This is a genomic window from Citrobacter tructae, assembly GCF_004684345.1.
Classification (GTDB): domain Bacteria; phylum Pseudomonadota; class Gammaproteobacteria; order Enterobacterales; family Enterobacteriaceae; genus Citrobacter; species Citrobacter tructae.
Map to the genome: position 1 here is coordinate 649046 of NZ_CP038469.1, position 25468 is coordinate 674513.

General features: G+C 49.4%; 29 protein-coding genes and 1 other annotated feature. Of the genes, 22 read left to right on the plus strand and 7 right to left on the minus strand.

Annotation, left to right across the window (positions count from 1 at the left end; genetic code table 11):
* Positions 1–5: 5 nt before the first annotated feature.
* Entirely contained in the window at positions 6–491 is a 486-nt protein-coding gene (gene spy, locus E4Z61_RS03715) for an ATP-independent periplasmic protein-refolding chaperone Spy (RefSeq protein ID WP_135321587.1), read from the plus strand.
* Between the two features lie 342 nt (positions 492–833).
* The gene (gene ves / locus E4Z61_RS03720) at positions 834–1409 is read left to right on the plus strand and encodes an environmental stress-induced protein Ves (RefSeq protein WP_135324869.1); all 576 of its coding nucleotides are present in this window, start codon (positions 834–836) and stop codon (positions 1407–1409) included.
* A gap of 55 nt (positions 1410–1464) precedes the next feature.
* Here ves and nadE read toward each other — a convergent pair whose 3' ends face one another.
* Positions 1465–2295, minus strand: coding sequence for an ammonia-dependent NAD(+) synthetase (gene nadE / locus E4Z61_RS03725; RefSeq protein ID WP_135321588.1), 831 nt, complete (start codon positions 2293–2295; stop codon positions 1465–1467).
* Between the two features lie 209 nt (positions 2296–2504).
* Between nadE and osmE the strand changes: the two genes are divergently transcribed.
* The 8 genes from osmE to cedA all read left to right on the plus strand — a co-directional run bounded on the left by osmE (position 2505) and on the right by cedA (position 8845).
* Entirely contained in the window at positions 2505–2843 is a 339-nt protein-coding gene (gene osmE, locus E4Z61_RS03730) for an osmotically-inducible lipoprotein OsmE (protein ID WP_135321589.1), read from the plus strand.
* Positions 2844–3144: 301 nt separating this feature from the next.
* Positions 3145–3465, plus strand: a complete 321-nt coding sequence (chbB, locus tag E4Z61_RS03735; protein ID WP_003832547.1) for a PTS N,N'-diacetylchitobiose transporter subunit IIB — start codon at positions 3145–3147, stop codon at positions 3463–3465.
* Between the two features lie 85 nt (positions 3466–3550).
* A complete protein-coding gene (gene chbC, locus E4Z61_RS03740) occupies positions 3551–4909 on the plus strand; it encodes a PTS N,N'-diacetylchitobiose transporter subunit IIC (protein ID WP_135321590.1) in 1359 nt (452 codons plus the stop codon).
* Positions 4910–4963: 54 nt separating this feature from the next.
* Positions 4964–5311, plus strand: coding sequence for a PTS N,N'-diacetylchitobiose transporter subunit IIA (chbA, locus tag E4Z61_RS03745; RefSeq protein WP_135321591.1), 348 nt, complete (start codon positions 4964–4966; stop codon positions 5309–5311).
* 10 nt (positions 5312–5321) lie between these two features.
* On the plus strand, positions 5322–6164 hold the full coding sequence (gene chbR, locus E4Z61_RS03750) for a transcriptional regulator ChbR (protein ID WP_135321592.1): 843 nt from the start codon (positions 5322–5324) through the stop codon (positions 6162–6164).
* A 124-nt stretch (positions 6165–6288) separates the two neighbouring features.
* Positions 6289–7644, plus strand: coding sequence for a 6-phospho-beta-glucosidase (locus tag E4Z61_RS03755; RefSeq protein WP_135321593.1), 1356 nt, complete (start codon positions 6289–6291; stop codon positions 7642–7644).
* Positions 7645–7656: 12 nt separating this feature from the next.
* On the plus strand, positions 7657–8415 hold the full coding sequence (gene chbG / locus E4Z61_RS03760; RefSeq protein WP_135321594.1) for a chitin disaccharide deacetylase: 759 nt from the start codon (positions 7657–7659) through the stop codon (positions 8413–8415).
* A 166-nt stretch (positions 8416–8581) separates the two neighbouring features.
* The gene (gene cedA, locus E4Z61_RS03765; RefSeq protein WP_135321595.1) at positions 8582–8845 is read left to right on the plus strand and encodes a cell division activator CedA; all 264 of its coding nucleotides are present in this window, start codon (positions 8582–8584) and stop codon (positions 8843–8845) included.
* Between the two features lie 64 nt (positions 8846–8909).
* On the opposite strand, the gene tcyP is transcribed toward cedA, so the two are convergent.
* The 3 genes from tcyP to hxpB form a co-directional block, all read right to left on the minus strand.
* Entirely contained in the window at positions 8910–10301 is a 1392-nt protein-coding gene (tcyP, locus tag E4Z61_RS03770) for a cystine/sulfocysteine:cation symporter (RefSeq protein ID WP_135321596.1), read from the minus strand.
* A 135-nt stretch (positions 10302–10436) separates the two neighbouring features.
* On the minus strand, positions 10437–11036 hold the full coding sequence (locus E4Z61_RS03775) for a metal-dependent hydrolase (RefSeq protein ID WP_135321597.1): 600 nt from the start codon (positions 11034–11036) through the stop codon (positions 10437–10439).
* 83 nt (positions 11037–11119) lie between these two features.
* Positions 11120–11788, minus strand: a complete 669-nt coding sequence (gene hxpB, locus E4Z61_RS03780; RefSeq protein WP_135321598.1) for a hexitol phosphatase HxpB — start codon at positions 11786–11788, stop codon at positions 11120–11122.
* Positions 11789–11958: 170 nt separating this feature from the next.
* Here hxpB and E4Z61_RS03785 point away from each other — a divergent pair, with 170 nt between their 5' ends.
* Entirely contained in the window at positions 11959–12495 is a 537-nt protein-coding gene (locus E4Z61_RS03785; protein WP_135321599.1) for a YniB family protein, read from the plus strand.
* Between the two features lie 68 nt (positions 12496–12563).
* Here the strand turns inward: E4Z61_RS03785 and E4Z61_RS03790 are convergent, their stop codons facing one another.
* Entirely contained in the window at positions 12564–13424 is an 861-nt protein-coding gene (locus E4Z61_RS03790; RefSeq protein ID WP_135321600.1) for a fructosamine kinase family protein, read from the minus strand.
* A 263-nt stretch (positions 13425–13687) separates the two neighbouring features.
* Positions 13688–14617 carry a 6-phosphofructokinase II gene (gene pfkB, locus E4Z61_RS03795; RefSeq protein WP_135321601.1) on the minus strand — a complete coding sequence of 310 codons (930 nt, stop codon included), beginning with the start codon at positions 14615–14617 and terminating at the stop codon, positions 13688–13690.
* Between the two features lie 717 nt (positions 14618–15334).
* On the opposite strand from pfkB, the gene E4Z61_RS03800 reads away from it, so the two are divergent.
* From E4Z61_RS03800 to E4Z61_RS03815, 4 genes are all read left to right on the plus strand, one after another.
* Complete coding sequence (locus E4Z61_RS03800; RefSeq protein WP_135321602.1) at positions 15335–15820, plus strand: Hcp family type VI secretion system effector; 486 nt, start codon at positions 15335–15337, stop codon at positions 15818–15820.
* 11 nt (positions 15821–15831) lie between these two features.
* Positions 15832–16275, plus strand: coding sequence for an STM2901 family protein (locus E4Z61_RS03805; protein ID WP_135321603.1), 444 nt, complete (start codon positions 15832–15834; stop codon positions 16273–16275).
* The gene (locus E4Z61_RS03810) at positions 16269–16601 is read left to right on the plus strand and encodes a DUF1493 family protein (RefSeq protein ID WP_135321604.1); all 333 of its coding nucleotides are present in this window, start codon (positions 16269–16271) and stop codon (positions 16599–16601) included. The genes E4Z61_RS03805 and E4Z61_RS03810 overlap by 7 nt, the downstream gene beginning before the upstream one ends.
* A 542-nt stretch (positions 16602–17143) precedes the next feature.
* Entirely contained in the window at positions 17144–17902 is a 759-nt protein-coding gene (locus tag E4Z61_RS03815) for a DUF481 domain-containing protein (protein WP_135321605.1), read from the plus strand.
* Positions 17903–18117: 215 nt separating this feature from the next.
* Here E4Z61_RS03815 and yniD read toward each other — a convergent pair whose 3' ends face one another.
* Positions 18118–18225 (minus strand): small membrane protein YniD, encoded by a 108-nt coding sequence (gene yniD / locus E4Z61_RS03820; RefSeq protein ID WP_135321606.1) that lies wholly within the window; start codon positions 18223–18225, stop codon positions 18118–18120.
* Positions 18226–18528: 303 nt separating this feature from the next.
* Between yniD and thrS the strand changes: the two genes are divergently transcribed.
* From thrS to pheT, 7 genes are all read left to right on the plus strand, one after another.
* Positions 18529–20457 (plus strand): threonine--tRNA ligase, encoded by a 1929-nt coding sequence (gene thrS, locus E4Z61_RS03825; RefSeq protein ID WP_135321607.1) that lies wholly within the window; start codon positions 18529–18531, stop codon positions 20455–20457.
* Positions 20458–20460: 3 nt separating this feature from the next.
* Positions 20461–21003 carry a translation initiation factor IF-3 gene (gene infC, locus E4Z61_RS03830; protein ID WP_071830666.1) on the plus strand — a complete coding sequence of 181 codons (543 nt, stop codon included), beginning with the start codon at positions 20461–20463 and terminating at the stop codon, positions 21001–21003.
* Positions 21004–21099: 96 nt separating this feature from the next.
* Complete coding sequence (rpmI, locus tag E4Z61_RS03835; protein ID WP_003030583.1) at positions 21100–21297, plus strand: 50S ribosomal protein L35; 198 nt, start codon at positions 21100–21102, stop codon at positions 21295–21297.
* 55 nt (positions 21298–21352) lie between these two features.
* Complete coding sequence (gene rplT, locus E4Z61_RS03840; RefSeq protein WP_045442118.1) at positions 21353–21709, plus strand: 50S ribosomal protein L20; 357 nt, start codon at positions 21353–21355, stop codon at positions 21707–21709.
* Positions 21710–21829: 120 nt separating this feature from the next.
* Positions 21830–21954 (plus strand) — a sequence feature (Phe leader region).
* Positions 21835–21879, plus strand: coding sequence for a pheST operon leader peptide PheM (pheM, locus tag E4Z61_RS23935; protein WP_001386830.1), 45 nt, complete (start codon positions 21835–21837; stop codon positions 21877–21879). Its footprint overlaps the feature before it by 45 nt.
* A 124-nt stretch (positions 21955–22078) precedes the next feature.
* Positions 22079–23062 carry a phenylalanine--tRNA ligase subunit alpha gene (pheS, locus tag E4Z61_RS03850; RefSeq protein WP_045442121.1) on the plus strand — a complete coding sequence of 328 codons (984 nt, stop codon included), beginning with the start codon at positions 22079–22081 and terminating at the stop codon, positions 23060–23062.
* A gap of 15 nt (positions 23063–23077) precedes the next feature.
* A complete protein-coding gene (gene pheT / locus E4Z61_RS03855; RefSeq protein ID WP_135321608.1) occupies positions 23078–25465 on the plus strand; it encodes a phenylalanine--tRNA ligase subunit beta in 2388 nt (795 codons plus the stop codon).
* Positions 25466–25468: the final 3 nt, after the last annotated feature.

A 25468-nucleotide genomic window follows, 5' to 3' on the forward strand; every position in this document is an offset into this window, starting at 1 on the left:
AAATTATGCGTAAACTGACTGCTCTGTTTGTTGCCTCTACTTTGGCGCTTGGCGCTGCAAACTTGGCGCATGCCGCTGACACGACCGCAGCGGCTCCCGCTGATGCCAAACCGATGATGCACCACAACGCTAAGTTTGGCCCGCATCACGATATGATGTTTAAAGATCTGAATCTGACCGATGCGCAGAAACAGCAGATCCGCGACATTATGAAAGGCCAGCGCGATCAAATGAAACGTCCGCCGCTGGAAGAACGCCGTGCAATGCACGATATCATCGCCAGCGACAGCTTCGATAAAGCGAAAGCCGAAGCGCAGATTGCGAAGATGGAAGAACAGCGCAAAGCCAATATGCTGGCGCATATGGAAACCCAGAACAAGATTTACAACATCCTGACGCCGGAACAGAAAAAACAGTTTAATGCCAATTTTGAGAAGCGTCTGACAGAACGCGCGGCGCAGAAAGGTAAAATGCCAGAAGCTGCTGAGTAACCGATCAGCGTCTACACTAAATCATTCGCGCTGTGTCTGGGCAAGTCTCAGGACGGCGTGAATAAAAACTCAAGACCGCCGGTCTTGTCCACAACACGTTTAACGAGGTGGGCAGGATCGGCGGTTTTTTCTTTCCTGCCTATTGCGCCCTGCAACCGACACGCTATTCTCCTGAAGCCCGCGAAAATTCTACCTGGATCAGCGCGTTAATCTTTTTTTGTAAAACGCCAGGATCCTCGCTAAGGCAAATCAACTCTGCTGCCGATAACAATAATGTGCAGGGTGAACTTTATGGCTGTCTGGGTGCGTCACGCTGACGTACGGCGCCTTTCTGGAGGGATGATGGAATACTTTGATATCCGCAAAATGCCGGTCAATCTCTGGCGCAATGGTGCAGGAGAAACGCGAGAAATTTGTTGTTTTCCGCCGGCAACCCGCGATTTTCACTGGCGGGCGAGTATCGCTTCCATCGCGGCAAACGGTGAGTTTTCTCTTTTCCCTGGCGTCGAGCGCGTCATTACCTTGCTGGAAGGGGGAGAAGTGACCCTGGAAGGTGCCAATCCTTCCAGCCATACCCTGAAACAGCATCAACCGTTTACCTTTGCGGGGGACCGGGTGGTCAAAGCAAAGTTGACGGAAGGGCAGATGTCGATGGACTTTAATATTATGACCCGTCGTGATGTCTGCCAGGCCAAAGTCAGGGTGGCCGATCGTACCTTTACCACCTTTGGCTCACGCGGCGGCGTGGTGTTTGTGTTAAGCGGTGCCTGGCAGCTTGGTGATAAGTTGCTCACGGCAGATCAAGGTGCATGTTGGCACGACGGAAAGCACACGCTGAGATTGTTAAAAGCGGAAGGGAAACTGCTGTTTAGCGAGATTAACTGGAAGCCTGGCTATTCGCCCGATTCGGTGCAATAACATGAGATTTGGGCCGGAGGAGACGCTCTGCGCGGCAACCCGGCCCAGACGTTGATTACATTTTTTTCCAGAAATCGTCAAACACCGTAATGGGTGTGCGACGTTTGTGTTCTGTCTTCACATACCAGCTTTCAATTTTCTTCGCGATAGCATCATCCAGAGTTTTACCCTCCAGATAATCATCAATGTTGTCGTATGTTACGCCTAAAGCGGCTTCATCGGGCAGAGAAGGGCGATCGTCTTCGAGGTCGGCGGTAGGCGCTTTCTTATATAAATGCTCCGGACAGCCCAGTGCAGCCAGCAGTTGTTTTCCCTGACGCTTGTTGAGGCGGAATAACGGGTTAATGTCGGTTCCGCCATCGCCATATTTGGTGAAAAAGCCGGTAATCGCTTCTGCGGCGTGATCGGTACCCACCACTACGCCGCTGGTCATTCCGGCGATACTGTACTGTGCCTTCATTCGTTCACGGGCTTTTTCATTGCCGCGCACAAAATCGCTCAGCTCAATGCCTGCTTCACGTAACGCCTGCTCGCTGGCCAGTACCGCCGCCTTGATATTGACGGTTAACACGCGATCCGGCTGAATGAACGCGATGGCGTCCTGGCAGTCCTGCTCATCGGCCTGAACACCGTAAGGTAAGCGCACGGCAATAAATTGCAGCGCGTCGTTCCCGGTTTCTTCACGCAGCTCGGAAATGGCCATTTGACATAACTTTCCGGCGAGCGTTGAGTCCTGACCGCCGCTAATCCCTAATACCAGTGATTTCAGAAAAGGGTAGGTTTTCAGATATGATTTCAGAAAATCCACGCTACGGCGAATTTCCTCTTCGGCATTAATATGCGGTTGCGCGCCAAGTGCCTGGATTATCTCTTGCTGCTGAGTCATCTAACCCCTCCGAAAAATAAAATGACAAAAATTGTGATCTGTTAAAGCTAACGCGTTGACGCCCAAACGACAAGGGATGCAGCCTGATATCACAGCATTTTGTTTTAATAGATTTTTCCGAAATGGCTTGAGTATCGACAGTTTGCTTGAAAAATGAGTTGTTGTGCTCCAGGCTTATATAACACGCTGAAAAACAAGAGGACGAAAAAATGAACAAGAATCTAACAGGAATTCTGGGTGCAGCGGCGGTATTAACTATGCTGGCAGGGTGTACGGCTTACGATCGTACCAAAGACCAATTTGTTCAGCCCGTGGTGAAAGATGTGAAGAAGGGGATGAGCAGGGCGCAGGTTGCGCAGATCGCCGGCAAACCGTCTTCTGAAGTGACGATGGTCCATGCTCGCGGGACGTGCCAGACTTACATCCTGGGTCAACGAGATGGTAAAGCAGAGACCTATTTTGTTGCATTGGATGATACTGGCCACGTGATTAATTCTGGTTATCAGACCTGTGCCGAGTACGACACAGACCCGCAAGGGGCGAAGTAGTAACCTCTGTTTATTGCCTGAGCACCCAACAGAACCGGCCACTGCGCCGGTTTTTTTACATAAAGCAATCTTATTTATTGTCGCGAATTATTTACCCGAAATGTGAGGAGAGTCAAAACGTCAGGTCAATGAGAGACAATTTAGTTGGTCAAGGAAATACCATCCTCCTGTGCAATCCCGTATACTCATTTCAGCCACTTAAAAAAGTAATTTAGCTAACGCAAGTTACCCAGAGCATGGATGCAGGTGATGGCTTGCGGAGTGTCTGGTTGACAGATAATCGCATATGAGGATCGTTTTTATGGAAAAGAAACACATTTATCTGTTTTGTTCTGCGGGCATGTCGACTTCCTTGTTAGTTTCAAAGATGCGTGCGCAGGCTGAGAAATACGAAGTGCCGGTTATTATTGAAGCATTCCCTGAAACGTTGGCAGGGGAAAAAGGCCCTGTTGCTGACGTCGTTTTATTAGGCCCGCAAATAGCCTATATGTTACCCGAAATTCAGCGTTTGTTACCTAACAAGCCTGTAGAAGTGATTGACTCGCTGTTGTATGGCAAAGTCGATGGTTTAGGCGTGCTTAAGGCTGCAGTTGCAGCAATTAAAAAAGCCGCAGCAAATTAATTATATTTTTTAAATTTCCCGTCAAAGAGTTATTTCATTAACATTCACCGCAATATTATATTGCGGTATTTAAGGGTATTTTTCTATGAGTAACGCTATTGCTTCACTTGAAAAGGTACTCCTTCCTTTTGCTGTAAAAATTGGAAAGCAGCCACACGTTAATGCAATCAAAAACGGTTTTATTCGTTTAATGCCGTTAACCCTCGCAGGGGCCATGTTTGTATTAATCAATAACGTTTTCCTAAGCTTTGGGGAGGGGTCATTTTTTTATTCAATGGGCGTCCGACTTGATGCTTCTACTATTGAGAATCTCAATAGCTTAAAAGGCATCGGTGGGAACGTGTATAACGGTACGCTGGGTATAATGTCATTGATGGCGCCATTCTTTATTGGGATGGCGATGGCGGACGAACGCAAAGTTGATTCCCTGGCCGCTGGTTTGTTATCCGTGGCGGCATTTATGACCGTGACGCCTTACAGTGTAGGCGAAGCTTATGCCGTTGGTGCAAACTGGTTGGGTGGGGCGAACATTATTTCCGGTATTATTATCGGTCTTGCGGTCGCGGAAATGTTCACCTTTGTCGTGCGCCGTAATTGGGTTATTAAATTACCCGATAGCGTTCCGGCATCAGTTTCACGCTCGTTCTCAGCGTTGATTCCTGGCTTTATCATTCTCTCCATTATGGGAATTATTGGCTGGGCACTGGCAATCTGGGGCACTAACTTCCACCAGATCATCATGGACTCTATCTCGACTCCGCTGGCCTCACTGGGCAGTGTAGTGGGCTGGGCCTACGTGATTTTTGTTCCGCTGCTGTGGTTCTTTGGTATTCACGGTTCACTGGCGCTGACCGCGCTGGACAGCGGTATCATGACGCCATGGGCGCTGGAAAACATCTCTATTTACCAACAGTTTGGCTCTGTAGATGCTGCGCTGGAAGCTGGTAAGACATTCCACGTCTGGGCAAAACCGATGCTGGATTCCTATATCTTCCTCGGCGGTAGCGGTGCAACTCTGGGTCTGATTATTGCTATCTTCCTGGCATCTCGTCGTCCGGACTATCGTCAGGTGGCGAAACTGGCACTGCCGTCAGGCATCTTCCAGATTAACGAACCGATTCTGTTCGGTCTGCCGATTATCATGAACCCGGTAATGTTCATCCCGTTTATTCTGGTTCAGCCGATTCTGGCCGCGATTATGCTGGCAGCCTACTACACTGGCATTATTCCACCGATTACCAACATTGCACCGTGGACGATGCCAACCGGGTTGGGGGCGTTCTTTAACACCAACGGCAGCGTTGCTGCACTGCTGGTGGCACTGTTCAACCTTGGGGTTGCAACGCTGGTGTATCTGCCATTCGTTGTTGTCGCTAACAAAGCACAGAACGTTATTGATAAAGAAGAAAGCGAAGAAGATATCGCTAACGCATTGAAATTCTAAATTTAATCCGGCATGACCACCCGGTCATGCCGGACTGAACCAGAGGAAAAGAGTATGTTAGATATCGAGCACATTGTTGATTCATCGTCTGAAGCTGAAGAACTTGAAGAAGTGGTGATGGGGCTTATCATCAATTCGGGGCAGGCCCGTAGTCTGGCCTACGGTGCACTCAAGCTGGCCAAACAGGGCGATTTTGAGGCGGCGAAGGCAATGATGGAACAGTCTCGCGTGGCGCTGAACGAAGCGCACCTCGTTCAAACGAAACTGATTGAAGGCGATCAGGGTGAAGGTAAAATGAAAGTGAGCCTGGTTCTGGTTCACGCGCAGGATCACCTGATGACTTCAATGCTGGCACGTGAGCTGGTAACTGAACTGATTGAGCTTCACGAGAAGCTGAAATAGCGAGGAGTGCATGATGCAGCTACAGATTAACGCACCGGAAATCAAAACTGTTTACGAGCAGCAGCTGTTTAATGGCAAAAACTTCCATGTGTTTATCTATAACAAAACTGAGAGTATCAGTGGACTGCATCAGCACGACTACTATGAATTTACGTTGGTATTAACTGGCCGCTATTATCAGGAAATCAACGGTAAGCGTGTGTTGCTGGAGCGTGGCGACTTTGTTTTTATCCCACTGGGATCGCACCATCAAAGTTTCTACGATTTCGGTGCCACGCGGATCCTTAATGTCGGTATCAGTAAACGTTTTTTTGAACAGCACTATCACCCTTTATTGCCGTTTTGTTTTGTTGCATCACAGGTGTATCGGGCTAATAATTCCTTTCTCACCTATATCGAAACGGTCATTGCATCACTGAACTTTCGCGAGAGCGGGCTGGATGAGTTTGTCGAAGTGGTCACCTTCTACATTATTAATCGGCTACGTCATCATCGTGAAGAACAGGTGTTAGATGACACGCCACAATGGCTGAAAACCACCGTGGAAACGATGCACGACAAACGTCAGTTTAGCGAGAATGCGCTGGAAAATATGGTACAGCTGTCGGCAAAGTCTCAGGAGTATCTGACGCGCGCTACCCAGCGTTACTACAGTAAAACACCAATGCAGATTATTAATGAAATCCGCATTAATTTTGCTAAGAAACAGCTGGAAATGACCAACTATTCGGTCACAGATATTGCATATGAGTCTGGTTACAGCAGCCCAAGCCTGTTTATTAAAACATTTAAAAAACTGACGTCATTTACGCCCAATAGTTATCGTAAGAAATTAACTGAATTTAATCAGTAAATATTATTTACTAATAATCCACTTTTTATAGCTTGCCCAAAATAGCGTCGGGACTGCCACGCTATACCTGACAGACGGGTTGAGCGGAATACACGTCAGTGTTTTTACACTGAAGGGAGAAAGTATGAGCCAGAAATTAAAAGTCGTCACTATTGGTGGCGGGAGCAGCTACACCCCTGAGTTACTTGAAGGCTTTATTAAGCGTTATCATGAATTACCGGTGTCTGAATTATGGCTGGTTGATGTCGACGGTGGTAAAGAGAAACTAGATATTATTTTCGACCTGTGTCAGCGAATGATCGACAAAGCCGGCGTGCCGATGAAGCTGTTTAAAACGCTGGATCGTCGCGAAGCGCTGAAAGATGCTGACTTTGTGACCACACAGCTGCGCGTCGGGCAGTTGAAAGCCCGTGAGCAGGATGAGCGCATCCCGCTGAGCCACGGATATCTGGGTCAGGAGACGAACGGCGCGGGTGGCCTGTTTAAAGGCTTACGCACTATTCCGGTTATTTTTGACATTGTGAAAGATGTTGAAGAACTGTGCCCGAATGCGTGGGTGATTAACTTTACTAACCCGGCCGGGATGGTAACTGAGGCCGTCTATCGCCATACTAATTTCAAGAAATTCATCGGGGTGTGCAATATTCCGATTGGCATGAAAATGTTTATTAGCGATGTGTTAGCGTTAAAAGAGAGCGATGATTTATCTATCGATCTGTTTGGCCTGAACCACATGGTGTTTATTAAAGATGTGCTGGTGAACGGCGAGTCGCGTTTTGACGAACTGCTGGACGGCGTCGCGTCGGGTCAGTTGAAAGCGTCCACCGTGAAGAATATTTTCGACTTGCCGTTCAGTGAAGGACTGATCCGTTCGCTGAAACTGCTGCCGTGCTCGTATTTGCTTTACTACTTCAAGCCAAAAGAAATGTTGGCGATTGAAATGGGCGAATACTATAAGGGCGGCGCGCGCGCTCAGGTCGTGCAGAAAGTTGAGAAACAACTTTTTGAGCTTTATAAAAATCCTGAGCTGAATGTGAAGCCGAAGGAGCTTGAGCAGCGCGGCGGGGCGTACTACTCCGATGCAGCCTGTGAAGTAATCAACGCCATCTACAACGATAAGCAGACCGAGCATTATGTCAACGTTCCTCACCATGGTCATGTTGATAATATTCCTGCGGATTGGGCGGTTGAGATGACCTGTACGCTGGGGCGCAACGGCGCGACCCCGCATTCACGTATCACGCATTTTGACGAGAAAGTGCTTGGCCTTATCTATACCATTAAAGGTTTTGAAGTGGCGGCAAGTCACGCGGCGCTAAGCGGCGAGTTGAATGATGTACTGTTGGCGTTAAACCTGAGCCCGCTGGTGCATTCTGACACTGATGCCGAAATACTGGCGCGAGAGCTGATCCTGGCGCATGAGAAATGGTTGCCAAACTTTGCCGGGTGCATTGAGAAACTCAAAAGCGAACAACACTAATTGAGGTCAGCTATGGAACGCGTACTGATTGTAAATGCGGATGATTTTGGGCTGAGCAAAGGGCAAAACTACGGCATTGTTGAAGCCTGCCGCAATGGCGTTGTCACCTCGACAACGGCGCTGGTCAACGGCGAGGCCATTGATCATGCGGTGCAGCTGAGTCGCGAAATTCCTGACCTTGCTGTTGGCATGCACTTTGTCCTGACGCTGGGGAAACCGTTGACGGCGATGCCGGGGTTGACTCGCGACGGACTTCTGGGGAAATGGATCTGGCAGATGGCCGAGGAAGACACGCTGCCGCTGGATGAAATTTCGCAGGAGCTGGCCGCGCAGTATCAGCGTTTCATCGACCTGTTTGGCCGGGAGCCGACGCATCTGGATAGCCATCACCATGTGCATATGTTCCCGCAGTTTTTTCCTGTAGTGGCAGATTTTGCCGCGCAGCGCGGTATTGCATTACGTATCGATCGCCAGACGGTATTCGAGGCTTCTGACTTGCCGGTCTCATTGCGTACTTCTCAGGGATTTAGCAGCGAGTTTTACGGCGATACGATTTCGGAAGAACTGTTTTTGCAGGTACTCGACGCCTCTGCAGACAGGGGCGAATCCTCGCTGGAAGTGATGTGTCACCCGGCCTTTATCGATAACATTATTCGACAAAGTGCCTACTGTTACCCCCGCTTAACTGAACTTGATGTTCTGACGTCTCCGGCATTGAAATATGCCATCGCGGAGCGCGGTTATCGTCTCGGCAGTTTTCTGAACGTGTAATTCCTGAGTTTGCGGCGCGTAAATGCGCCGCGTTTTTTTGTCCGTATCATGGACTGTATCTGTAACCCCCACGATCTCCGTCATAGTCATTCACTTCACGAATACACTGTTTTTGCACCCTCCGAGGGAAAATCAGCTAAGATAGCGTTTTTCTGATTTTTAGAATTTGTCTTTAGTGAAGCAACTGATTATGAAACCTCTTCGCCAGCAAAATCGCAAGGTTATCAGCTACGTTCCGCGTGTGGAGCCCGCGCCACCAGAGCATGCGATAAAAATGGATGCGTTTCGTGATGTATGGATACTGCGTGGAAAATATGTCGCTTTTGTCCTGATGGGTGAGGCGTTTCAACGTTCGCCTGCGTTTACGGTTCCGGAGTCGGCACAGCGCTGGGCCAACCAGGTCCGTCAGGAAAATGAACTGAACAATTAGTGGGATATAAAAAAACCGCCGTTGCATGACGCTCCGGCGGTTTTTTACGTTCCAGGAAACAGGTTTAGCGATGCGCCAGTTCGGCGTTATCGTCACTGTCCAGAATTGTTTTGTCGGTTTGCTTCAGCCACTGGCTGGTAAGTGTACCGGCGGTCATGGAGCCGCTAACGTTCAACGCGGTACGACCCATATCGATCAACGGTTCCACGGAGATCAACAGGGCAACCAGTGTTACTGGCAGGCCCATAGCAGGCAGTACGATCAGTGCGGCAAACGTTGCCCCACCGCCCACGCCAGCCACACCGGCGGAACTGACGGTAACAATACCGACCAGCGTCGCAATCCACATCGGGTCCAGTGGGTTAATACCTACGGTCGGTGCGACCATCACCGCCAGCATCGCCGGGTATAGACCCGCACAACCGTTTTGGCCAATCGTGGCGCCAAAAGAGGCGGCAAAGCTGGCAATTGATTCCGGAACGCCCAGACGACGGGTTTGCGCTTCCACGTTCAGTGGAATAGAGGCAGCGCTGGAGCGGCTGGTGAAGGCAAACGTCAGCACCGGCCAGACTTTACGGAAGTATTTCAGCGGGCTAACGCCGTTAATACCCAGCAGAATACCGTGCACCACGAACATAATGCCCAGGCCGAGATACGAGGCCACGACGAAGCTACCCAGCTTAATGATGTCCTGCAGGTTAGAGCCGGCAACGACTTTGGTCATCAGCGCCAGAACACCGTATGGCGTCAGTTGCATCACCAGACGAACCAGCTTCATCACCCAGCTTTGCAGGGTATCGATAGCGGTTAATACGCGCTCGCCTTTCGGTGCATCATCTTTCAGCAGTTTCAGGGCTGCGACGCCGAGGAAGGCGGCGAAGATAACGACGCTGATAATTGAGGTCGGGTTAGCACCAGTTAGATCAGCAAACGGGTTTTTCGGGATAAACGACAGCACCAGTTGCGGAACGCTAAGATCGGCAACTTTGCCAACGTAATTGGTTTCAATGGCGTTCAGACGGGCTGTTTCAGCGCCACCCTGTACCAGCCCCTCTGCCGTCAGGCCGAACAGATTAGTGACAAGCACCCCGACCAGCGCGGCGATAAGCGTAGTAAACAGCAGCGTCCCGATGGTCAGAAAACTAATTTTTCCCAGCTGAGAGGCGTTGTGCAGACGCGCAACGGCGCTAAGGATAGAGGCAAATACCAGCGGCATGACGATCATTTGCAGCAACTGCACATAGCCGTTTCCGACAATGTTGAACCACTGTACGGAGTCTTTCAGTACCTGACTGTCAGAGCCGTAAATAGTGTGCAGGGCAAGGCCAAATACCACGCCCATGACCAGACCAACCAGTACTTTTTTGGCCAGACTCCACTGTTTGTGGCGGGCTTGCGCCAGCACGAACAGTAGTACAACGAACACGATAATGTTCGCGATTAATGGAAAGTTCATCCCCGTTCTCCTGATCTTTTTTTATCTATCACCGAACTACAGTGATTCTGTTGGCGCAAGATTAGCAGAACTGTGACTTGCCTCTTATATTCAAATGGAATTGTTTATACCAAAAACGACATTTTGGCCGATTTCTTAATCAGCCTGATGTTTTATAAAACGAGTAAACTGCATCTGCAGCGTATTAATCATCTGCGATGACCAGCGGACCGCGCTGTTCTCTTGTACAGTTTGCGGCATCCAAATAGCCCAGGCAAACAGTGCCATGCACAGGAATCGCTCCAATTGGTTGCCTTTTTGCGGCACCAGAATTGGCAAACGGAAGCGCCAGCGGCAGGGCCACAGCAGGGGTACGCCTGCGGGCGTGAGCATGTCGGCCAGAATGTGGCTGAGGTAGCCGAGTACCATGCCTTGTAATGCATCCGCCGGGATTATCCAGGTGTCCGGGACTTTCAGGTAAAACGTGGTCAGCAGAGCAAAGACCGCCAACAGGCTATGCGTAAATCCGCGATGACCAAATGCTCGTGCTATGGGTTTTGATATCCACTTCAGACGCTGCCCAAGCAAAGATTTAGGGTGATCAATGTCGGGCAGCAGACACGTTAAAATGGCTGAAGGAACAATATGCCACCAGTCACCCTGCGCGAGAACGGGCGTTAATTCGGCATTTTTGGCAAATACCGCACAGGCAATAGAAAAAAGCAGGTGGCCTTCCGCCGTCATGATAAAACCCAATAAACTGTCAATTCATACAGTATAGGGGTTTTATACAGTAGGCGGAAGAGGTGACGTTGTAACCCTTTGTCACAAATACGCGATTATCCGCGTAGATGCGTGACGGTGAGTTCGGTCAGCGAGGTCAGTTTAACGTCGGCGAGGACAAAGCGAGGATCGTCCTGATTCTCATGTGCAGGCACAACGATAGATCGCATGCGCGCCGCTTTAGAGGCAATCATACCGTTGACAGAGTCTTCCAGCGCCACGCAGGATAACGGATCCACGCCCAGTTTCGCCGCACAGTCGAGGTAGACCTGAGGGTGGGGTTTGCTGTAGGGCAATTTTTCCGCTGAGGCCAGCGCGTCGAAACTGTCGCGGAGATTGAACATCGTCAGCACTTTTTCCAGCATGTGCAGCGGCGAGGCTGATGCCAGACCTACCAGTATATTCTGTGATTTGCACAGCGCGACGGCTTCACGAACGCCTGGTAACAGAGGTTTCGTCTCTTCAACCAGGGTGATAGCCCGGGCGATAATGAGGTCGGTGACTTCCTGGCGAGAAGGGCCGCTCCACGGTTGGTGAGCGAACCACAGATCAACAACCATATCGATACGCAGCCCCAGCGTATCAGGCAGTTCATGGCGGCGGGTGATATCTACGCCTAAACTTGCGATCACGTCCAGTTCAGCCTGATCCCAGAGCGGTTCTGAATCGACCAGTAATCCATCCATATCGAAAATTGCAGCAAGAATTTGACGCGGGGTTGACATCACAACCTCTCCTTTGAACATGAAATAGCAGGGTTTAAGAACCTGGTTGAACCGGCTCTCAGCGTTCATTATGGTTAATCCTTGATTATACCGCCTTTAAAGATCAGGCGAAAATGGTTATCAACGGGTAAACTTAGGCCAAAATGACGCGTCTTTATCAAGGGGAACTCATGACGTATCAACAAGCTGGACGCATTGCTGTCTTGAAAAGGCTGGTGGGATGGGTGATTTTCATCCCGGCGCTGATTTCAACGCTGGTTTCAGTACTGAAGTTTATGTATGCGCACAGTGAAAAGCAGGAGGGGATTAACGCGGTCATGCTCGATTTTGCCCACGTGATGATTGACATGATGCGGGTGAACACGCCATTTCTTAACCTGTTTTGGTACAACTCACCGACGCCAGATTTTCAAAGTGGACTAAATTTGGTCTTTTGGCTGATTTTTATTCTTATTTTTATCGGTCTGGCGCTGCAGGATTCTGGCGCTCGCATGAGCCGTCAGGCACGTTTTTTACGTGAGGGCGTTGAAGATCAGCTGATTCTGGAACAGGCGAAGGGCAGTGAAGGTCTGTCGCGCGAGCAAATTGAGTCGCGTATTGTCGTGCCGCACCACACAATCTTCTTACAAATATTCCCGCTCTATATTTTGCCGGTGATTGTCATCGCGATCGGCTATTTCTTCTTTTCACTGCTGGGCTTTTTGTAAGTACTGTAATATCAGGCCCGCACAAATGCGGTGGGCCTGATAAGCAAAACACATCCGATATTGAAACGTTAAGCCGCCAGTATCCTGTCCATTGCTTTCTGCGCTATCACCAGATGTTGCCCTCCAAACAGAATCGCCCGATTAAGCAGCGTGTAAAGCTGATAGACAGGCTGCCTGTCGAGAAAATCCAGCGGGAGTGGCGAGACCGACTGATAACCGTCATAAATTTGCGGTGGTTGATCGGTATGTAACGGCAGCATCGCCAGGTCGCACTCTCTGTCACCCCAGTAGCAGGCGGGGTCGAAGATGTAGGGACCGTTCGGCCCGAGGGCACAGTTACCAGACCACAAATCGCCATGTAGCAGAGAGGGCTGCGGCTGGTGTGAAGAAAGACGCTGCTGAACATGCTCGACAATGGCGTCGATATTACCAAACGCGATCCCTTTTTCGGCGGCGAGTTCCAGTTGCCAGCCAATACGCTGTTCCGCAAAAAAAGTTGACCAGCGACGCTGCCAGGAATTGGGTTGTGGCGTGGTAGAGAGTGCATTATCGAAGTCGAGGCCGAATTGCGGTTGATCGCTCCATTCGTGAAGATGTGCAAGCTGTTGCCCGAGAATGAAGGCATTGTGGGCATCAAGTGGACGAGGAGGGAGGAAATCCATCACCAGAAAGCTGTAATCTCTGTCTGCTCCGACCGCCCAGACTTTGGGGACTGAAACGGTATTACTCCGGGAAAGCAATTCCAACTGGTCGGCTTCTGCCGTAAAGCCGGTTAACAGTTCCCTTTCATCACATTTGACGAAAAAATCTCGCCCCGCATAGCGTAAATGCCATGCGGCGTGGATCTCACCGCCGGGCAGTTCATTACGCAGTTCGATTTCGCCTTCACCGAGTTGCTCGCTTAAAAGACGACTGATAGCCTGCCACATGATGTCTCTCCCCATGTTATCTGCCAGATCATAAGGTTAGCGCAAGAATGCGGTAAAAAAACACGAACTGACGCACACCGTGGACGCGCCATCGCCGGAAAGGCACATAATGTTTGTCGCTATTCCACACCCCGCCCGGGTACTGCAATGTTGGGTTCACATGATCCACTTCTTTGTTATCACGTGATTTTTCAGCATAGCCGCATAATACGTATGTCGATAGTTTTGATGGTAAATCCCCCTGACGATAAGGCGGAGTGGATTTATCGCGAAAGATACGCGTATATTTTTTGCGTATCGTCCTTCGAGCACAAACGCGTACCCTGATTGAGTGTCGCCGCGCTACCTGCCGCTACGCCGAAACGAACAATATCTTCAAATGGCGCGTTTTGTGCCAGTTTAAGCGTCATCGCACCGACCATACTGTCACCCGCGCCGACGGTACTTTGGCTTTTCACCGGCGGTGGCACGACTTGTACGCAGGTTTCATTGTCAACGCCCAGCGCCCCTTGCGGTCCCAGCGAGACGACAACGCGCTGCGCTTTACCACTGTGTACAATTTCCTCAGCAGCTTTACGGACGTCATCAGGCTGCGTGAGTTCGCGGTTAACCAGCGCACTGAGTTCTTTGAGGTTGGGTTTAACCAATTCAATATTGCCGAGGGCTAATGCGGCAGCTAACGCGTCACCCGAACTATCAACAATGCAGCGAATACCCTGCGTTTGTGCCGTCGTAATGAGTTGGGTGAGTTTTTCAAGCTTCACGCCTGGCGGTAGGCTGCCACTGATCACCAGCAGTGCGCCAGATTCAATTTCCAGTACCTGATCCTGTAGTTGGTGGAACTCGTCATCCGTGAGTGCTGCCCCTGGCATGACAAATCGATACTGCTCGCCGCTGGACTCAACGTGAACATGAAGATTTTGCCGGGTCCAGTCTTTGGCTTCTATGGTTGCGACCGGGACATTTTCATCGGCAAGTAATGACACCAGATGTTCCCCGGTGGCACCGCCTGCCGGGAAGATAGCCGTTGCGTTGCCGCCAAGATGGGCAATGGCTCGCGCCACATTGATGCCGCCACCGCCAGGTTCAAATACCGGTGAGGTACAGCGAAGTTTACCTTCGGGGTAGATTTGTGGGGTGATTGTTGCGCTATCGAGAGAGGGCGCAAGTGTTAACGTATAGATACGTACCATCTTTACCTCCTGTTAGGCTGCCTTCAGTCTGGCACTTAATGTGGCGAAAGTGAAGTAATTAACAACATGATTTCTCGCATCTTTATTTAAAATTATCTCGGTAAAGATATATAAATAAAATTACAATTTGAGAGCGCTCTTATTCAAAAAATGAAATAGGAATTCATTGCTGTGTTATTCGAGTCTTTTTATAATTTGTTACCTTTCAGGGGGCTTTTGTCATTGATCCATATGAAAGTTTCCGAGACCGTAATGGTCTCTTTTTTTGTTGTACGGACTCTTTATAAATGAACATTGCAAGTTCTAAAAAACATTTCTTAAAGTCCGTCGCAATGCCATTTTGACGCGCTATAGTGGGAAAATTGTTTATAGAACGGGTTTTAAAAATGGCAAAGTTGGCTATTCCTTACCGCCGCTACCGGAAAGGATAAAAATCACTGTGCGCATTTTGACAGTGCGGCCAGACATTCTGAGCAAAAGGCGGTGTATTCATCATCGGTCAAGTGTGACGGTTTCGACAGAAACGGGTTACTACCCCGTATTCCATCGCTAAGGCTGTTGGTATTGGTCACAATCTGATCTGAATTATCGTTGCTTAATTTCAGTTAAGTGATAATAAAATCAGATTCTTATCATAAATTGCTCATTTGCCATCCACAATCAAACGTTTAGACTCACTTATGAATTTATCCATAAAATTTATGAGGGATCAGAAAAATGGCTATACCTGCTTACTTGTGGCTTAAAGATGATGGCGGTGCACTCATCAAAGGTTCTGTTGATGTGGCAAAGCGTGAAAACTCAATAGAAATTACATCGTTCAGTCACAATCTCTACATTCCAACCGATGGCAACACAGGGAAACTGACAGGTACTCGTGTACATGGTGCGCTCGTATTCGAAAAGGAATTTGATAGCTCATCACCGTATCTTTTCAAGGCTGTTGCCACTGGTCAAACTCTGAAATCAGCCGAATTTAAATGGTATCATATCAACGATGCAGGGCTGGAGGTGGAGTATTACAACATGCTGCTTGAAGGTGTGAAGATCGTCTCTGTTACCCCGATGATGCACGATACTAAAACGGTGATTAACGTAGGCCATCTTGAGCAGGTTCAGCTACGCTACGACAAAATCACCTGGCACTATCTGGACGGTAACATTCAGTTTGCTGATGCATGGAATGAACGTGTAACCGGATAGGTGGTAAACTGATGGATACAGTTGAAGAACTTAACGGAACGTATTTCTACAGGGGCTATTCTAACCTGTCTGCTGGTGAATTATTGTTCTGGATCTTCCTTGATGAAGCAAGCGATCAGTTCGGTGTGAAAGACTTCCTGACAGTTGGTCTGATCCTGTTAGGTCAGCCAGAAGTAGCAACGAGGGGTAAACCAATTGGCGCAACCCCAGGAACGTCTATTCTTAGTACACAGTTACGCCATTATCTGAACATCGAAACCAGACGTTTACCAACTCTGACCACTGGCAGTATCAAACGGTTAAAGTTTGCCTATGTAACAAATCTGGGCGCATTCGTTGGGCGATGGATTCCCATTCTTGGGATCGTCATAATTGCTGCTGATGTATCAACCATTGCTTATAAAGCAACCACGAAATACAACACCATAGCCAGAGGGAAAGATAAGTTATGGTGACCGATGATGATGTGATCGCCTGGTACAGTGAGCGGTTTAACAAACCTGGTTTATTCTCCGGTAAGCGCTGGCCTGTCACTATTGATACGAGTTTAACAACTGGTGATCATGTGTGGGCGAGCGAAACAGGCGCAGACATTATGAAAGAGTATTTCGAGCGATTCGACGTTGACCCCGCCAATTTTGATTTTTATAGATACTGGCCTGTTGAAACATTCTTTCTGTATGCGCTGTTTACCAGCGGAGGGGATGACGACGAACCAGAGCCGCTAACTCTCCGAATGCTTGCAGAATCAGCAAGGGCGGGGATTTGGTTGTATAACTAATCTGACCGCCTCGCAAGGGCGGTTTTTACTATCTAGTTAGTGACGCGACGTTCATTCTATAAATTGTTGTGGATGTTGCCACTCGTCAGAATTGATACAGCACTGCATGAGAAAAGGCTAAACGTGTTTCTATCTAGCCTCGTTGACATTATTCAGTTTTTGGCGTGGTGTTCTTTCAGCCTCTCTTCAAAAATCTTGTTACACGCAGGACAGAGCCACGATTCCATATCAGGTTGACGATCACCACATTTAGCGGTTGAGATTCCCCCAATTTTGACCCCACAACCAGCGGGTTGTAATTTTAGTTCGGTTTTTGTGTAGCTCGATAGATGGCCCATTCTATTAACTCTCCCGTCTCATGTGGTACCCGCGCCATAAGTAGCGGCATGAGAAGGGACAGCACAACCTGTGACCATTCCAACGAGAAAGGCGAGGGCAATTACTTTACGACGAGTTAACTTCATTTCTTGTAATCTCCAGATGGTTTAGAATGCGGTAGCACGATTTGTGCAAACCTTTTCCATGTATTTTAGAGATACAAAATGAAGCTTTTGAAGACAGTACCCGCAGCATTCGTGCTGATGGGGGGCATGTTTGCGTCAATGCATGCCGCCGCCGATGATTCCGTTTTTACTGTCATGGATGACCCCTCCAGCGCGAAAAAACCTTTTGAAGGTAACCTGAACGCGGGATACCTCGCCCAGTCAGGCAACACAAAAAGTTCTTCTTTAACCGCAGACACCACCATGACTTGGTACGGTGAAACCACGGCGTGGTCTCTGTGGGGTAATGCCAGCAATACCTCCTCGAATGATGAACGCTCTTCGGAGAAATACGCCGTAGGTGGCCGTAGTCGTTTCAATATGACCGATTATGATTATCTTTTCGGACAGGCAAGTTGGTTAACCGACCGTTACAACGGCTATCACGAGCGTGACGTACTGACTGCAGGTTATGGTCGTCAGTTCCTCAATGGGCCGGTGCACAGCTTCCGTTTCGAATTCGGTCCGGGTGTACGCTACGACGAGCACACCGATGGCACAACCGAAACGCAGCCGCTGGGTTATGCGTCTGGCGCTTATGCGTGGCAGATGACGGACACCACCAAATTCACGCAGGGGGTGTCGGTGTTCGGTGCTGAGGATACGACGCTTAACTCTGAAACGGCTTTAAATGTTGCTATCAACGAACATTTTGGCCTGAAGGTGGCTTATAACGTCACCTGGAACTCAGAACCACCGGCAACTGCGCCGGAACATACCGACCGTCGCACGACTGTTTCGCTCGGCTATCGTATGTAGTCTTAAACCGGGTCAAATAAATGGCCCGGTTGTTATTAATTAATGTGCTGTATTTTTATTATTCGACCTATATTTATTTAGCACTGAACTATCAATTCGTTTTTCAGATATATTTCATTTAATTGATAAATAAACTTACTTAAAAAGCGTCGGTGCTGTTGCCACAATAACAAAAGAGGCACTACCGACAGACTACGCCAGAACCGGCTTGACAGTTAACCCCAAATCATTGCCGCCCAACGTAGCATTAACATTGCCGCACAAATGACGAACAGTACCACAACCATCTTCCAGTGTTTTTTGGCAAAGCGATTTTTTGGCATGGTTCTTTCCTGTCCAGCGATGACGATTATTGCTAGTGTAACAAAGACGGCAGGGTGCCAGTGAATTGATTTACATCATAGATAGCGTGTTGATTGTCGCTTTGAACGACCCGCAATGCCGTGTACACTGTCAAACGGTGTTATCAAAAAGCGGGTGTAGGTTACGGTGTTACCAGTCAGGTAATGCGTGACATATTTCGCAGAGTGAAGCGGGAATCAGCCCACACCTTTTTGATAATTTTAAATATTGAAACTTTGTATGTGATCTTACGTGTGGGTCACCACTGCAAATAAGGATATAACATGCCTGTTATTACTCTTCCTGATGGCAGCCAACGCCATTACGACCACGCTGTAAGTCCCATGGATGTTGCGCTGGACATCGGTCCAGGTCTGGCGAAAGCCACTATTGCTGGCCGTGTAAACGGTGAGCTGGTTGATGCTTCCGATCTGATTGAACATGATGCAAAGCTCTCCATCATCACCACTAAAGATGATGAAGGTCTGGAGATCATTCGTCACTCCTGTGCGCACCTGTTAGGGCACGCGATCAAACAACTCTGGCCGCACACCAAAATGGCGATCGGACCGGTTGTTGATAACGGTTTTTACTACGATATCGATCTTGACCGTACGTTAACCCAGGAAGACGTCGACGCGCTCGAAAAGCGGATGCACGAGCTCGCTGAGAAAAACTACGATGTCATTAAGAAGAAAGTCAGCTGGTACGAAGCGCGTGAAACTTTCGTGAAGCGTGGCGAGACCTATAAAGTCTCTATTCTTGATGAAAACATTGCACATGATGACAAGCCAGGCTTGTACCATCATGAAGAATACGTCGATATGTGCCGTGGCCCGCACGTGCCTAACATGCGTTTCTGCCATCACTTCAAACTGATGAAGACCGCTGGGGCATACTGGCGCGGCGACAGCAATAACAAGATGCTGCAGCGTATTTATGGCACCGCATGGGCGGATAAAAAAGCCCTGAGCGCCTACCTGCAACGTCTGGAAGAAGCCGCTAAACGCGACCACCGTAAAATTGGGAAGCAGCTTGACCTGTATCATATGCAGGAAGAAGCGCCAGGTATGGTGTTCTGGCATAACGATGGCTGGACTATTTTCCGTGAACTGGAAGTTTTCGTTCGTTCAAAACTGAAAGAATACCAGTATCAGGAAGTAAAAGGCCCGTTTATGATGGACCGCGTGCTGTGGGAAAAAACAGGGCACTGGGACAACTACAAAGATGCGATGTTTACCACCTCGTCAGAGAACCGTGAATACTGCATCAAACCAATGAACTGCCCGGGCCACGTTCAGATCTTCAATCAGGGTCTGAAATCCTATCGCGACCTGCCGCTGCGCATGGCTGAGTTTGGTAGCTGTCACCGTAACGAACCATCAGGTGCGCTGCACGGACTGATGCGCGTGCGTGGCTTTACTCAGGATGATGCACATATCTTCTGTACCGAAGAGCAGATTCGTGATGAAGTTAACGCCTGCATTCGTATGGTCTACGATATGTATAGCACTTTTGGCTTCGAGAAAATCGTCGTCAAACTGTCCACTCGCCCCGAAAAACGTATCGGTAGCGATGAAATGTGGGACCGTGCTGAAGCGGACTTAGCGGTTGCGCTGGAAGAAAACAACATCCCGTTTGAGTTCCAACTGGGTGAAGGCGCATTCTACGGTCCGAAAATTGAATTTACCCTGTATGACTGCCTCGATCGTGCATGGCAGTGCGGTACTGTACAGCTGGACTTCTCTCTGCCGTCTCGTCTGAGCGCCTCTTATGTTGGCGAAAACAACGAGCGTCAGGTGCCGGTAATGATTCACCGCGCAATTCTTGGGTCAATGGAACGTTTCATTGGTATCCTGACTGAAGAGTTCGCTGGCTTCTTCCCGACTTGGCTTGCGCCGGTTCAGGTTGTGGTCATGAATATTACCGATTCGCAGTCTGAATACGTCAACGAATTAACGCAGAAACTACAAAATGCGGGTATTCGTGTAAAAGCAGACTTGAGAAATGAGAAGATAGGCTTTAAAATCCGCGAGCACACTTTACGTCGTGTCCCTTACATGTTGGTCTGTGGCGACAAAGAGGTAGAAGCAGGCAAAGTTGCCGTGCGTACCCGTCGTGGCAAAGACTTGGGCAGCCTGGACGTAAGTGAAGTGATCGAGAAGCTGCAACAAGAGATTCGCAGCCGCAGTCTTCAACAACTGGAGGAATAAGGTATTAAAGGCGGAAAACGAGTTCAAACGGCACGTCCGAATCGTATCAATGGCGAGATTCGCGCCCTGGAAGTTCGCTTAACAGGTCTGGAAGGCGAAGCTTTGGGTATTGTGAGTCTGAGAGAAGCTATCGAAAAAGCTGAAGAAGCTGGAGTAGATTTAGTTGAAATCAGCCCTAACGCCGAACCGCCAGTTTGTCGTATTATGGACTACGGCAAGTTCCTTTATGAAAAGAGTAAATCTTCTAAGGAACAGAAGAAAAAGCAAAAAGTTATCCAGGTTAAGGAAATTAAATTCCGTCCTGGCACCGACGATGGCGATTATCAGGTAAAACTCCGCAGCCTGGTACGCTTTCTGGAAGAGGGTGATAAAGCTAAGATCACGCTGCGTTTCCGCGGTCGTGAGATGGCTCACCAACAGATCGGTATGGAAGTGCTTACGCGCGTCCGTGACGATCTGAGTGAACTGGCAGTGGTCGAATCCTTCCCTACGAAGATCGAAGGCCGCCAGATGATCATGGTGCTCGCTCCTAAGAAGAAACAGTAAGGCCTTCAAGTAGCAATTCCTGTGGAGCCTACGGGCTTCGCAGGTTTTGTTCGCCTACGTTTCGTTTATTAACAATGCGAAGTGGAAGTTATTAAAATGCCAAAAATTAAGACCGTACGCGGTGCTGCTAAGCGTTTCAAAAAAACCGGTGGTGGTGGATTTAAGCGTAAGCACGCAAACCTGCGTCATATTCTGACCAAAAAATCTACTAAGCGTAAACGTCACCTGCGTCCAAAAGGCCTCGTTTCTAAAGGCGATCTGGGTCTGGTTATCGCGTGCCTGCCGTACGCATAAGCCGTTAACGTTTAATTAATTTTTTTACTAAGAATATAGATACAGGAGAGCACATATGGCTCGCGTAAAACGTGGTGTAGTTGCCCGTGCACGTCACAAGAAAATTTTGAAACAAGCTAAAGGCTACTACGGTGCGCGTTCTCGCGTATACCGCGTTGCCTTCCAGGCTGTTATCAAAGCTGGTCAGTACGCTTATCGTGACCGTCGTCAGAAAAAGCGTCAGTTCCGTCAACTGTGGATTGCGCGTATCAACGCAGCAGCACGTCAGAACGGTATTTCTTACAGCAAATTCATCAACGGCCTGAAAAAAGCCTCTGTTGAAATCGACCGTAAGATCCTGGCTGACATCGCAGTATTCGACAAAGTAGCGTTCTCCGCTCTGGTCGAAAAAGCGAAAGCAGCTCTGGCATAAGCCGGTGAAAAGAGGGAGCCTGGCTCCCTCTCTTTTATTTGTTGTTCAATCAATTAGTTGACAATTTACCCGTAAGCCTTTTCAATAAAGGTTGTCCGGTTTTTACCACACAAGGTAACGCAAGCATGAATGCTGCTATTTTCCGCTTCTTCTTTTACTTTAGCACCTGAACTCAGGAGGCTCGCGCGTGAAAGAAGAAACGGAAAACAGCGCCTAAAAGCCTCCCTGGTGGAGGCTTTTTTTATACGCTTTATCCTTCAAGTTGTCTCTGTGTTGGCTGCATTCGCTAACTTGCTGCCTTGATGCAACTTAAATGATTTTGTGTATATACGTGCGACTAGTGAATATCGCCACATAACGAGGAAAACCATGTCACATCTCGCAGAGCTGGTTGCCAGTGCAACGGCCGCCATTAACCAGGCTTCAGATGTTGCCGCGTTAGACAATGTCCGCGTCGAATATTTGGGTAAGAAAGGGCACCTGACCCTTCAAATGACTACCCTGCGCGAGCTGCCGCCTGAAGAGCGTCCGGCAGCAGGTGCGGTTATCAACGAAGCTAAAGAGCAGGTACAGCAGGCGCTGAACGCGCGTAAAGCCGATTTAGAAAATGCCGCGCTGAACGCGCGTCTGGCAGAAGAAACAATTGATATCTCCCTGCCGGGTCGTCGTATCGAAAACGGCGGGCTGCATCCGGTCACTCGTACAATCGACAGGATTGAAAGTTTCTTCGGTGAGCTCGGCTTTACCGTGGCGACCGGGCCGGAAATCGAAGATGACTATCATAACTTTGATGCCCTGAACATTCCTGGTCATCATCCGGCGCGTGCTGACCACGACACTTTCTGGTTTGACGCTACACGTCTGCTGCGTACGCAGACCTCCGGCGTGCAGATTCGCACCATGAAAGAAAAACAGCCGCCAATCCGCATTATCGCGCCGGGTCGTGTGTATCGTAACGACTACGATCAGACGCATACCCCGATGTTCCATCAGATGGAAGGGCTGATCGTTGATACCAATATCAACTTCACCAACCTGAAAGGCACGCTGCACGATTTCCTGCGTAACTTCTTTGAAGAGGACCTGCAGGTTCGCTTCCGTCCTTCCTACTTCCCGTTCACCGAACCTTCTGCGGAAGTTGACGTGATGGGTAAAAACGGCAAATGGCTGGAAGTGCTGGGCTGCGGGATGGTTCACCCGAACGTGCTGCGTAACGTCGGTATCGATCCAGAAATCTACTCCGGCTTTGCATTCGGTATGGGTATGGAGCGTCTGACCATGCTGCGTTACGGTGTAACCGATTTGCGTTCTTTCTTCGAAAACGATCTGCGTTTCCTCAAACAGTTTAAATAAAGGCAGGATAAAACAATGAAATTCAGTGAACTGTGGTTACGCGAATGGGTAAACCCGGCGATTGATAGCGATGCGCTGTCAAACCAGATCACCATGGCTGGCCTCGAAGTCGACGGTGTTGATGCCGTTGCCGGTAAATTTAACGGCGTAGTGGTAGGTGAGGTGGTTGAGTGCGGCCAACACCCGAACGCCGACAAACTGCGCGTGACTAAGGTGAATGTAGGCGGCGAGCGCCTGCTGGATATCGTCTGTGGCGCACCTAACTGTCGCCAGGGATTGAAAGTCGCGGTGGCTACTATTGGTGCCGTTTTGCCAGGCGATTTCAAAATTAAAGCCGCCAAGCTGCGCGGTGAGCCGTCAGAAGGTATGCTGTGCTCATTCTCTGAGCTGGGTATTTCCGATGACCATAACGGTATTATCGAACTGCCTGCGGATGCGCCAATTGGCACCGATATCCGCGAATATCTGAAGCTTGACGATAACACTATCGAAATCAGCGTTACGCCGAACCGCGCCGACTGCTTAGGCATCATTGGTGTCGCACGTGACGTTGCTGTACTGAACAAAGCTCCGTTGGTTGAGCCGGAAATCGCCCCTGTGGCGGCAACAATTAACGATGTGTTGCCAATTCAGGTTGAAGCCGTTGATGCGTGTCCGCGCTATCTGGGCCGCGTGGTGAAAGGTATCAACGTTAAAGCGCCAACACCGCTGTGGATGAAAGAGAAACTGCGTCGTTGCGGGATCCGTTCCATCGATGCCGTGGTTGACGTGACTAACTATGTGCTGCTCGAACTGGGTCAGCCGATGCACGCGTTCGACAAAGACCGCATCGAAGGCGGGATTGTTGTCCGTATGGCAAAAGAGGGCGAAACCCTGGTGCTGCTGGACGGCAACGAAGCAAAACTGAATGCGGATACGCTGGTGATTGCTGACCATAACAAAGCGCTGGCAATGGGCGGTATTTTCGGTGGTGAACACTCTGGTGTGAATGATGAGACGCAAAACGTTCTGCTGGAATGCGCATTCTTCAGCCCGCTGTCTATTACCGGCCGCGCGCGTCGTCACGGTCTGCACACCGATGCCTCTCACCGTTACGAGCGTGGTGTCGATCCGGCGCTGCAACACAAAGCCATGGAACGTGCAACGCGCCTGTTGATTGACATCTGCGGCGGTGAAGCGGGTCCAATCATCGATGTGACCAACGAAATGACGTTGCCAAAACGTGCAACCATTACGCTTCGCCGTAGCAAACTGGATCGTCTGATCGGGCATCATATTGCCGATGAGCAGGTGAGCGATATTCTGCGTCGTCTGGGTTGTGACGTCACGGAAGGCCAGGATGAGTGGAAAGCGGTAGCACCGAGCTGGCGTTTCGATATTTCAATCGAAGAAGACCTGGTCGAAGAAGTCGCCCGCGTCTATGGCTATGACAATATCCCGAATACGCCAATTCAGGCCGGTTTGATCATGGGGACGCATCGGGAAGCGGATTTATCGCTGAAGCGTGTCAAAACCATGCTCAATGACAAAGGCTACCAGGAAGTGATCACCTACAGCTTTGTCGACCCGAAAGTTCAGGCGCTGCTGCATCCGGGTGAAGATGCGCTGCTGCTGCCTAGCCCAATCTCAATTGACATGTCAGCAATGCGTCTGTCTCTGTTGACCGGCTTACTGTCGACGGTGGTGTATAACCAGAACCGTCAGCAGACCCGTGTGCGCATTTTCGAAACAGGTTTACGTTTTGTGCCGGATACCCAGGCTAACCTCGGGATCCGTCAGGATCTGATGCTGGCAGGTGCTATCTGCGGTAACCGTCATGATGAACACTGGAATCTGGCAAAAGAGACCGTTGATTTCTATGATCTGAAAGGCGATTTGGAAGCTGTTCTCGATCTGACCGGCAAACTGGCCGATATTCAGTTTAAAGCTGAAGCCAATCCGGCGCTGCATCCGGGGCAGTCTGCGGCGATTTATCTGAAAGGTGAACGTATTGGTTTCATTGGGGTTGTTCATCCTGAACTGGAACGTAAACTGGATCTGAACGGTCGCACTCTGGTGTTTGAACTGGAGTGGAACAAGCTCGCAGACCGCGTGGTGCCTCAGGCTCGTGAAGTTTCCCGCTTCCCGGCGAACCGTCGTGATATCGCCGTAGTGGTGGCAGAAAACGTTCCCGCTGCGGATATTTTATCCGAGTGTAAGAAAGTTGGCGTAAATCAGGTAGTTGGCGTAAACTTATTTGACGTGTACCGCGGTAAGGGTGTTGCGGAGGGTTATAAGAGCCTCGCTATCAGCCTGATCCTTCAGGATACCAGCCGTACACTTGAAGAAGAGGAGATTGCCGCTACCGTCGCCAAATGTGTAGAGGCATTAAAAGAGCGATTCCAGGCATCATTGAGGGATTGAACC

Excerpts from the sequence above, each read along its gene's own strand:
- tcyP (WP_135321596.1), bottom strand. The coding sequence starts at position 10,301 with ATGAACTTTCCATTAATCGCGAACATTATCGTGTTCGTTGTACTACTG.
- E4Z61_RS03815 (WP_135321605.1), top strand. The coding sequence starts at position 17,144 with ATGAAGCTTTTGAAGACAGTACCCGCAGCATTCGTGCTGATGGGGGGC.
- chbB (WP_003832547.1), top strand. The coding sequence starts at position 3,145 with ATGGAAAAGAAACACATTTATCTGTTTTGTTCTGCGGGCATGTCGACT.
- rplT (WP_045442118.1), top strand. The coding sequence starts at position 21,353 with ATGGCTCGCGTAAAACGTGGTGTAGTTGCCCGTGCACGTCACAAGAAA.
- ves (WP_135324869.1), top strand. The coding sequence starts at position 834 with ATGGAATACTTTGATATCCGCAAAATGCCGGTCAATCTCTGGCGCAAT.
- pheT (WP_135321608.1), top strand. The coding sequence starts at position 23,078 with ATGAAATTCAGTGAACTGTGGTTACGCGAATGGGTAAACCCGGCGATT.
- pheS (WP_045442121.1), top strand. The coding sequence starts at position 22,079 with ATGTCACATCTCGCAGAGCTGGTTGCCAGTGCAACGGCCGCCATTAAC.
- chbC (WP_135321590.1), top strand. The coding sequence starts at position 3,551 with ATGAGTAACGCTATTGCTTCACTTGAAAAGGTACTCCTTCCTTTTGCT.
- chbG (WP_135321594.1), top strand. The coding sequence starts at position 7,657 with ATGGAACGCGTACTGATTGTAAATGCGGATGATTTTGGGCTGAGCAAA.
- spy (WP_135321587.1), top strand. The coding sequence starts at position 6 with ATGCGTAAACTGACTGCTCTGTTTGTTGCCTCTACTTTGGCGCTTGGC.
- hxpB (WP_135321598.1), bottom strand. The coding sequence starts at position 11,788 with ATGTCAACCCCGCGTCAAATTCTTGCTGCAATTTTCGATATGGATGGA.
- osmE (WP_135321589.1), top strand. The coding sequence starts at position 2,505 with ATGAACAAGAATCTAACAGGAATTCTGGGTGCAGCGGCGGTATTAACT.
- pfkB (WP_135321601.1), bottom strand. The coding sequence starts at position 14,617 with ATGGTACGTATCTATACGTTAACACTTGCGCCCTCTCTCGATAGCGCA.
- E4Z61_RS03785 (WP_135321599.1), top strand. The coding sequence starts at position 11,959 with ATGACGTATCAACAAGCTGGACGCATTGCTGTCTTGAAAAGGCTGGTG.
- thrS (WP_135321607.1), top strand. The coding sequence starts at position 18,529 with ATGCCTGTTATTACTCTTCCTGATGGCAGCCAACGCCATTACGACCAC.
- E4Z61_RS03790 (WP_135321600.1), bottom strand. The coding sequence starts at position 13,424 with ATGTGGCAGGCTATCAGTCGTCTTTTAAGCGAGCAACTCGGTGAAGGC.
- rpmI (WP_003030583.1), top strand. The coding sequence starts at position 21,100 with ATGCCAAAAATTAAGACCGTACGCGGTGCTGCTAAGCGTTTCAAAAAA.
- yniD (WP_135321606.1), bottom strand. The coding sequence starts at position 18,225 with ATGCCAAAAAATCGCTTTGCCAAAAAACACTGGAAGATGGTTGTGGTA.
- chbR (WP_135321592.1), top strand. The coding sequence starts at position 5,322 with ATGATGCAGCTACAGATTAACGCACCGGAAATCAAAACTGTTTACGAG.
- E4Z61_RS03810 (WP_135321604.1), top strand. The coding sequence starts at position 16,269 with ATGGTGACCGATGATGATGTGATCGCCTGGTACAGTGAGCGGTTTAAC.
- E4Z61_RS03800 (WP_135321602.1), top strand. The coding sequence starts at position 15,335 with ATGGCTATACCTGCTTACTTGTGGCTTAAAGATGATGGCGGTGCACTC.
- chbA (WP_135321591.1), top strand. The coding sequence starts at position 4,964 with ATGTTAGATATCGAGCACATTGTTGATTCATCGTCTGAAGCTGAAGAA.
- E4Z61_RS03805 (WP_135321603.1), top strand. The coding sequence starts at position 15,832 with ATGGATACAGTTGAAGAACTTAACGGAACGTATTTCTACAGGGGCTAT.
- E4Z61_RS03755 (WP_135321593.1), top strand. The coding sequence starts at position 6,289 with ATGAGCCAGAAATTAAAAGTCGTCACTATTGGTGGCGGGAGCAGCTAC.
- nadE (WP_135321588.1), bottom strand. The coding sequence starts at position 2,295 with ATGACTCAGCAGCAAGAGATAATCCAGGCACTTGGCGCGCAACCGCAT.